Below are 9,020 nucleotides of genomic sequence, written 5' to 3'. Positions count from 1 at the left end.
ACGGGGTTTTTTGTTTTCTATGGGTTTGTGATTTAACGGCAAGGTGCGCAAGGTTTAACTTTAAAGCTTTGCGAACTTTGCGGTTTTACTTTGCGGTAAAAAAAAAAACTATTTATCACAATTATGATCATACATTGTGCGCTCCCATGCTTGAAAACACTGCCAACGTTTACGAAATTCTATAAATCGCCAGGCAAGCTTTTGCAGGCGTAATATTTTGGGATTTTTAAAATTTGGATTTTCTTTTAAAAATGATACTTCTCTTTATTTGTGGCTGCGTTAGGGATGGCAGCGGTATCCTTTTGCGATATCCTAATCCCCTTGGTCTTAAACAAAACCACTCTCGCAAAAGATTTAGCGTACAGCCCGGCCTGGAGGGAAACGCCAAAAATAATATGATGATGTATAAAAAAATAAAATAAAAATCTCAAATTCAGTTAGTTCTCATTTAATAAACTATCTTTGGGCAATTAAATATACTAAAATGCAAGAAGGTAGAGTAAAATTTTTCAATGAAGAAAAAGGTTTCGGATTCATAACTCCTAATAATGGAGGAGACGAAGTTTTTGTTCATGTTTCAGGTCTGTCAGAAAACATCCGTGAAAACGATGAAGTTCGTTATGACGTGGAAGAAGGACGTAAAGGTCCAAACGCAGTAAACGTAGTCATAGCATAATAAATACTATAACAGTTAGCTTATAAAGGCACCTGCGCTAAGCAGGTGCCTTTTTTATTGCTATATGTTAGTTCTGCTGAAAATTGATAGGTATAAAACCAGAAACGAAATGATTTCCAATTTTTATTTAGATATCCTTGCTTGATGATTTTTAGATCTGAAGAACTTTAAGGATGGTTTTATTTACTCTGAATAATTATTAATGTTTAGATATAAACGGACCGATAATAATTATACAAGATGATAAGGAGGATCAGTAAGTAACGGGAGAGGTTTAAAAAAAACTTGAGGATCTTGTTTTTTTGAGATGGAGAAGCAGTCACTGGTATATCTGGATAATGTAAACGTTTTTATTCAATTATTGTTTAATCTTTAGCGTTATACGATAACCAATTTTTGTAACAATCTTATGGTTAGTTTTACCAATATTAAGTAATAGCTTTCTTGTGTCAATATTAAATTCATATTAGCCTTTAGGAATTCATTATTTTATAAGCCTTAAACCAGAAGTGAATTTCTTTCCAAAATTCATTCTATTATCTGGTGCACAGAATAATTTAAATCTTCATATGATTTATCGTTATTGAATACTTTAAAAACAGAAACACTTAATAAAGGATTTTGTGTTGAAGTTCCTTTCTTAATTATTACCTGAAGTAAACCAGTAAGAGTGATGTCATATTTAATTTTAATTCTTTCTTTTTTATTTTCAGAATTGTCATTTTGTGCATAATATTAAAAATCGAAAATAACATTACAATTATTAAGTGCTTTTTTATATAGTAAGTTGTTTGTTTTAAATTATAAAAATTTGCTTTAATAAAGATTAGTAGCCATATGATTAAATTTGATTAGTTGTAAAACCCTGCTTTAAAGTTTACTTCATTGATTTTAAGTGAAATAAAATTTACTTAATAACAAAATTTATTTTAATAATTAAATTTTGTTATTAAGTAAATTACTCCTAAACTTGCAAAATCTTTATATGCTAGTTATAAGTCAAAGTGAAAATATATATATAAAGTTAAGTTATTTATTTTGTATTTTGTAAGAAAAGAAAATGATCTATATATATTATTCCGTTATTTCTGAGAATAATCATAAAAAATTAATGCAAGAGTTTTTGTTAAGATTTCCAATTGATTTCCAAAATAGAATAACAAGCTATCGCAGATGGCAGGATGCTCAATTGTCAATATTAGGAAGAATATTACTTTATAGAGGTACTGATCATTTTGATAAAAAATATAAAGAAATTAGCATAAAATATAATAAGCATAAGAAACCTAATTTTGGAGAAGAAAAAGTTTATTTTAATATTTCTCATTCAGGAGAAATTGTTGTTTGTGCTGTGACTAATATATGTGACATAGGAATAGATATTGAATTACAACGTGATATTCAGATAGAAGATTTTCAACCTCAAATGACAGAAGGAGAATGGATGAAAATTTCTACATCTTTTAATAAAAGGGATTCATTTTATAAGTATTGGACACAAAAAGAAGCTGTAATAAAAGGGTGTGGAAAGGGTTTGTCTGTACCACTAAAATCTTTTGAAATATCGCAAAATACTGCAATGATCGATGATGAAAAGTTTTTCCTTAAAGAGATTAAGTTAGATGACAAATATAAATGCTATATAGCGACTAATATGCTGGTTAATGAAGCTTGTATAAAGATATCAGAAGTAGTTTCTCCAGATTATTACCCAAATTTAATTTAGATTAAAAGATTTAATTACAATGAATAATAAAGTAATAGCTCTCCCATTTGCAGGAGGTAATAAATATAGCTTTAATAGTATTGAAAAGCATGTGCCAAAAAAATTAGATTGGATTACTTTGGAGCTTCCGGGCAGAGGTAGTCGCTTTAAAGAAAATTTGTTGGATGAAGTTGATAATATGGTGGATGATCTTTTAAATCAAATAATGCTTCATATCCAAGAAGGGAATTATATCATTTATGGACATAGTATGGGTACATTATTAGGTTACGAACTAACAAAAAGAATCATTAAAAATAAATTGCCGATACCAATGGCTCTTTTTTTTACGGGACGCGGAGGGCCAGGATTTACACGATTTAATAATAAAAAATCTGGACTCCCTAGCCCTCTTTTCTGGGAAGAGGTAAGTAAAATTGGAGGATTGCCTAAAGAAATTTTAGAGTGTAAGGAACTTTTGGATCTTTACTATCCAATAATGAAATCTGATTTTAAGGCTATTGAGGATTATGAGTATTTACCAATGGAGGTGCCCTTTACATTTCCCATTCATATCTTTATGGGTAAGGATGAAATCGGGATTGGTAATGAAAAAACTTCTTTGTCAGGTATGAAGGCCTGGGAGAATGAAACTAGTGATACTTGTACATTTGAACTTTTAGACGGAGATCATTTTTTTATTTTAAAACATGCTGAACTAATTGCAAAAAGAATATCTCAAATTGCAATGGGGTCTGTTAGTATTCTTTAGATTTATGAAATTCATTTCTATATCTATTGGTTTTTGCATGAGATCAAAAGATATAATTTCAGATAAGGGAAGTAGATATTCCCTTTATTTTTAACTTTTATTGCACTTTCTTTGAATGTCCACAATCTAAAGAATATTTTTTTTTGGTTTGGGACTCAAGAATGTTTTTCCATTCCCTTGAAGTCATAATAACGTTAATGTTTGAAATCTATATTGATCATTTTCGGAACATCAATTCCAGGCTTTAATCTTTTCGCAATAGCATAAATTACAAATATTACTTAATGTGATATATAGAAATCAATATTATCATTAGAATTGGTTTGCCAAATTTATTATATCAGATTTGTGAGATTGCACTTTTTTCAAACCTTTTATTAAATGCTTCTATTTGAGGTAGTCGACCAAGTAATTGGATGGTTGTCTTCCCTTCTTCTGTAAATTGTCTTCTTTTGAGTACATGTAATGGGAAAGGCTATTCTGTTTATTAAATCTAATTATAACTAAGAGACAGTTTTGAATTTAAAAGTGGAGAAAATTAATTATGTATGAATATTTTTATAGTACAAAAAAACTAAATATTTAATATTAGGAAGGTTAAATAAATTATGGTTAGCAGAATTAAAAATAAAGCTAAATTTTTTTAATATCTTTTTTTGAATTACGGTTTCCCGTAAGGTATAGTTTTAGAAATACTATACATTCGTGGTCTGTTGATTTTGATCAATGGCCTAATTGAATTATTATAGAGAAAGAACAAATACCAGATATATTAACTCTTTATTAAAATTTTGAGCGTATGAATTAAATTACGTTCGTAAATAAAAAAAGGATGTATATTTTTTATTCGCAACATCCTAAGACTATCATTCAAAGAATATGTCAAGACTTTGAATATGAATTAAATATAAAATAGTATTATGAGTACAGATCGAGTTTATTTAAAGCCAAATTTAGTAATAGAACCATTATTTGATAACTGGTATGCATGGAGCCATTTAATATCTCCTGCAACAGCAGCTATGAATATTACGGGTAGACATTTAAAAATAATGAGTTCCTATATTCAGGCTCCTGCAGCACATGCCGCGGCGGTAAAAAATCCAAAAATGCTGGGAGGACCCTTTATTGATTATGAAGGAAAACGAGTAGATGAGATACAACAGTTACGTAACGATACTTTAGAGAACCAAAAAGAGCTTATTGCATTCAGTGAAGCGGTCAAAGAATTAGACGTACTGTTAAAGGCAAAAGCAAAAGGATTTTCTCTTGAGCCGTTGTATGAAGAAGTTCCTGAAGTATTGAAAGGTTATGTAGAATTGATTTATGATCTTAATAACCAGCCCTCTTTTAGATTTTTTGAGCCATTATTATATAATAGTGAATTTTATAAAGAGACTTCGCAAAGTATTTTATTATGGTTGACCGATAATGATGAACGACCTTTTGTCCTAAGTACACCGCGGTTAGAAGATAAGGACAAAATACATTTGAACATACCTTTTAGTCATCATGGACTAGATGAACTCAGTAAGATGAGAAAAACTCCAGGCTCATTAAGCGAAATTAAAGAAAAATTGAATATCCCTTCTAATATGGAGTCTGTGTTCGAATCTTTTTTTACTACCGAACTTCCTAAAGCCTATGAAAAGTATACAGGAGATAAAGTAAGAATGCGTTATTTTGGTCATGCCTGCATTTTAGTAGAAACTAAGGATGTTAGTATTCTTTTAGATCCTATTATTAGTTATTATGGTTACCCTCAGGAAGTTGATCGTTTTTCAGATATGGATTTGCCAGATACTATTGATTATGTATTAATTACACATAATCATCAAGATCATATTTTATTCGAAACTCTTATTCCATTAAGACATAAAATAAAGAATATAGTAGTACCGAGATCTTCTAACGGCAGTTTGCAAGATCCCAGTTTGAAATTGATGTTTAAAGCAATTGGATTTAATAATGTGTTGGAAATTGATGAAATGGATACCATCAATTTTAATGATTGTTCTATTACAGGAATTCCATTTATAGGAGAGCATTCAGATTTAAATATTCAGGCTAAAATATGCCATCATGTACGTGTTGGGGATTTTAAAATGCTTTTCGTTGCTGATTCCTGTAACGTGGAATCAAAAATTTACCAGAGGGTACAAGCTTTACTTGGAGATGTTGACGTAATCTTTTTAGGCATGGAATGTGATGGGGCTCCGCTTTCATGGCTTTATGGTCCATTATTGACAGAACCATTGGCAAGAGATAAGGATTCTTCCCGAAGATTGGCGGGCTCTAATTTCGAAAGAGGGAAAGGGTTAGTAGAAGCATTTAATCCAAAAGAGGTATATGTATATGCAATGGGACAAGAACCTTGGCTCGAATTTATTAGCAGTATTAAGTATACAGACGAATCCCACCCTATTGTACAGTCTGACTTGTTAATAAAAGATTGTAGAGCTAATGAGATAGTCGCAGAGCGTTTGTTTGGGGAAAAAGAGATTATGTATTTAAAATAGGTTGAATTTTTACTTTTTCTGAATAGACTAAAACACTTCAAATTTATTTTTTTAGTGTATTCAGAAAAAGTAAAAATGATGTTACACAATGGAAAAAAGATTAATCTTATCAAAACATTGTTATAAGTATTCTATACTGTTTTTCATGGAAATTAAAACCAATAATAACAATTAAATTAATTAGAACATTGGGAAAAGCAACATTGCTTAATTTATTAAGATTAAAACTAAAAATAGCATTGCCACTACTTGGGCTTTTGGCTGTAATTAATGGTTTATGGAGTGGTAGTTTGTTAATGCTGGTTAGTCATAAAATATCAGGTACTCCTTTACCTTTTTTTAATGAATACGACTGGTTGATTTACTTAATTTTTGTTTTGGTTTCTTTTTTGTTGACGTACTTTTTTAATGGTTACATGATAAAAGCTACGTTAATCTTTGGTAAAGAAATGACCCTGCAAATCATAGATAAACTTCGGCTATCGAATTATGAATCTTATTTACAGATGGGTGAGGCAAGAGTGAGAACTGTATTAGAAGATGTACGCACTTTAGAATCACTTCCTGCAGTTTTTATAACTTTTTTTAACTCACTCATAATGATAGTTGCCGGCTTAAGCTATATGTTTTGGCTTTATCCAAAAGGTGCCTTAACGATAGTCGCTCTTATTATTGTATTGACATTTATTTATATCTATCGAAATGGAATTATTGAAAAGGATATGGATGCCAAGAGAGATCTTGATGATACATTTATGAGGTTTTTTAACGACTTTTTACATGGTTTCAATAAGGTTAAAATGAGTACTAAGAGAAGTGATTCTATATTTTTAGAGCACATTACCGAGAATCGTGATAAAGCCATAAATCTCAATATCAAAGCAGGATTATCGGCTTTTGGTAATGAACTATTAGGAGATTATTTTTTTTATTTTTTGATAGGTACAGTACTTTTTGTTTTACCTCTTGTTTTTAGCATTGACAAAACGGTTATTTCCGGTTTTATGATTACGTTATTATTTTTAATGGGGCCAATCACTATTTTAATAAACCTTATGAAAAGTCTTATAGGTTATAAAATTGCTTTTGCAAGAATTAATGAATTCAATCATACTCTTACAGATAATTTGAACGATTCAGATGCACTTCCATTATCAACTTCAAAAAAGGAGTTGCCAATTTTTGAAACACTTTCTATTAATAAGATAACCTACCAGCACATTGATGAAAAAGGAGATGTTGCGTTTGAACTTAAGCCAATTAATCTAAAAATAAATAAAGGAGAAATTATTTTCATTTCTGGAAGTAATGGTAGTGGAAAAAGCACTTTTATCAATTTATTATCAGGACTATATATTCCTAAATCCGGTAAAATTGTCATTAATGATTTAATAGTTACAGATGATAATAGATCTCAATATAGAGATATGATATCGTGTATTTTTTCTGATAATTATCTCTTTACGGAGAATTATGATAATTTCAATCTCCTTCCGTCTAATAAAGACTTAGCAGAGCTTTTGAAAAAAATGAAACTGGACAAAGTTATTCGACAAGATGAAGCAAACAATAGAATATTCCAAAATTTATCCAGTGGTCAACAAAAGCGACTTGCATTGATATATTCAGTATTAGAAGATAAAGATGTTTTTATTTTTGATGAGTGGGCTGCAGAGCAAGATCCGGAATTCCGAAAATATTTTTATGAAAATATAATTCCTGACTTAAAAAGTAAAGGGAAAACTGTAATTGCAATCACCCACGATGATGCATACTATCAGTACTGCGATCGATTAATGAAATTTAATTATGGGGAAATGTTAGTGCAGGACCAATTGGTCTAAGAGTTTATGGATCATTTATAAACACTGTTTAATTTAAGAATTTTATTTTACAAGATCTATTTTAATAAAATAAGCAAGAATAATTTACTATGGAGTTACTTAAAAAGTATCATTTATCTGAATGTGCAAAAATTGTTTCATCTTCATTACCAGGTGAAAAGTCGAAAGTATTGTTGAAATTGCAAAATGAAATAGAAGGAAGTGTTGTTTCATATCCAAAAAATATGCCAATTGCAATAAAAAGGGCAAAAGGAAGCATTATCGAAGATGTAGATGGTAACCATTTTATTGATTTTTTTGGAGGATGCGGAGTTTTGAATGTGGGGCATGGTAATGAGTATGTATTAGATTATGTTAAAGAGCAACAAACAGAATTGATTCATGCACTAGATTTTCCAACAGAAAATAAGCTTACTTTAATTCAGCTAATTTTAAAAAATTTACCAGTAGAGATTCAGGACGAATATAAGGTTAGTTTTGGAGGTCCTACTGGCTCAGATGCGATAGAAGCTGCCATAAAACTTGCAAAAATTAAGACAGGACGTGATGGAATTATAGCTTTCACAGGAGGTTATCACGGTATGAGTTCTGGAGCTTTGGCAGTCACTTCTGATACTTTTTTTCGCAATAAATTAACATCTCTTATTCCAAATGTAAGTTTTGTACCCTACAGTTATTGCTATCGTTGTCCTTTTAATAAAAACTCTAATAGCTGCGATTTTGAATGTGTAAGTCACTTCGAATGGATATTAGATACAGCACATTCTGGAATTGTAACTCCGGCGGCTATCATATTAGAACCACTACAAGGAGAAGGAGGTAATATTGTACCTAAAGAGGGATACTTAGAACGTATCGTAGAAGTAGCTCATAAACATGGTGTTATTGTGATTTTTGATGAAGTCCAAAGTGGTTTTTTCAGAACAGGAAGATTCTTAGAATTTATGAATACAAACGCTGTACCTGATATTATTACATTTTCTAAGGGTTTTGGAGGTATAGGGTTTCCAATTTCCGGATTAATATATAAAAAAAATATAGAAGCCTGGAAGTCGGCGGATCATATAGGTACTTTTAGATGTAACCAGGTGAGTATTGCGGCAGCAAGAGGAGCTTTTGATTTTATTGAAGAATATGATATAGAAAAATATGCCCAGTCAATAGGGGATTATTTGATAGAAAAATTGAGGACATTAGAAACTGAAAATCAGTTCATAGGAGATGTAAGAGGAAAGGGAATGATGATAGGAATCGAATTTGTAAAGGATAAAACGACGAAGGAACCTTTTCCGGCATATCTTAAAAAGCTTAGGCAAGAATGCTTTCAGCGAGGGCTATTATTTGAAGTAGGTGGCCATTATAAAAATGTAATGAGATTGATTCCTCCTTTAATCACAACTCAGAATATTGTTGACGCAGCAATTGAAATTATCAAAGAATCCATAATAGTTTGTATGGAAGAATATTTGGAACCAGCTCTAGAAAAAAATAAAATCATATAATA

At 30.5% G+C, this 9,020-nt stretch carries 6 protein-coding genes; all 6 read left to right on the top strand.

The window, feature by feature from the left end; translation table 11 throughout:
- The first annotated feature begins 484 nt into the window (after nucleotides 1-484).
- The 6 genes from ACHRWY_RS27325 to ACHRWY_RS27300 all read left to right on the top strand — a co-directional run bounded on the left by ACHRWY_RS27325 (nucleotide 485) and on the right by ACHRWY_RS27300 (nucleotide 9,018).
- A complete protein-coding gene (locus ACHRWY_RS27325; protein ID WP_395359153.1) occupies nucleotides 485-676 on the top strand; it encodes a cold-shock protein in 192 nt (63 codons plus the stop codon).
- A 1,060-nt stretch (nucleotides 677-1,736) separates the two neighbouring features.
- On the top strand, nucleotides 1,737-2,402 hold the full coding sequence (locus ACHRWY_RS27320; RefSeq protein ID WP_395359151.1) for a 4'-phosphopantetheinyl transferase family protein: 666 nt from the start codon (nucleotides 1,737-1,739) through the stop codon (nucleotides 2,400-2,402).
- A 19-nt stretch (nucleotides 2,403-2,421) separates the two neighbouring features.
- Nucleotides 2,422-3,153 carry a thioesterase II family protein gene (locus tag ACHRWY_RS27315; protein ID WP_395359149.1) on the top strand — a complete coding sequence of 244 codons (732 nt, stop codon included), beginning with the start codon at nucleotides 2,422-2,424 and terminating at the stop codon, nucleotides 3,151-3,153.
- Nucleotides 3,154-4,073: 920 nt separating this feature from the next.
- The gene (locus ACHRWY_RS27310; protein ID WP_395359147.1) at nucleotides 4,074-5,672 is read left to right on the top strand and encodes an MBL fold metallo-hydrolase; all 1,599 of its coding nucleotides are present in this window, start codon (nucleotides 4,074-4,076) and stop codon (nucleotides 5,670-5,672) included.
- Between the two features lie 188 nt (nucleotides 5,673-5,860).
- Nucleotides 5,861-7,516 (top strand): cyclic peptide export ABC transporter, encoded by a 1,656-nt coding sequence (locus ACHRWY_RS27305; RefSeq protein WP_395359145.1) that lies wholly within the window; start codon nucleotides 5,861-5,863, stop codon nucleotides 7,514-7,516.
- Between the two features lie 89 nt (nucleotides 7,517-7,605).
- A complete protein-coding gene (locus ACHRWY_RS27300; RefSeq protein WP_395359143.1) occupies nucleotides 7,606-9,018 on the top strand; it encodes an aspartate aminotransferase family protein in 1,413 nt (470 codons plus the stop codon).
- Nucleotides 9,019-9,020 lie beyond the last annotated feature (2 nt).

It is taken from the genome of Flavobacterium sp. FlaQc-48 (genome assembly GCF_044007335.1).
GTDB lineage: Bacteria > Bacteroidota > Bacteroidia > Flavobacteriales > Flavobacteriaceae > Flavobacterium.
This window is presented reverse-complemented; position numbering and strand designations above follow the sequence as displayed.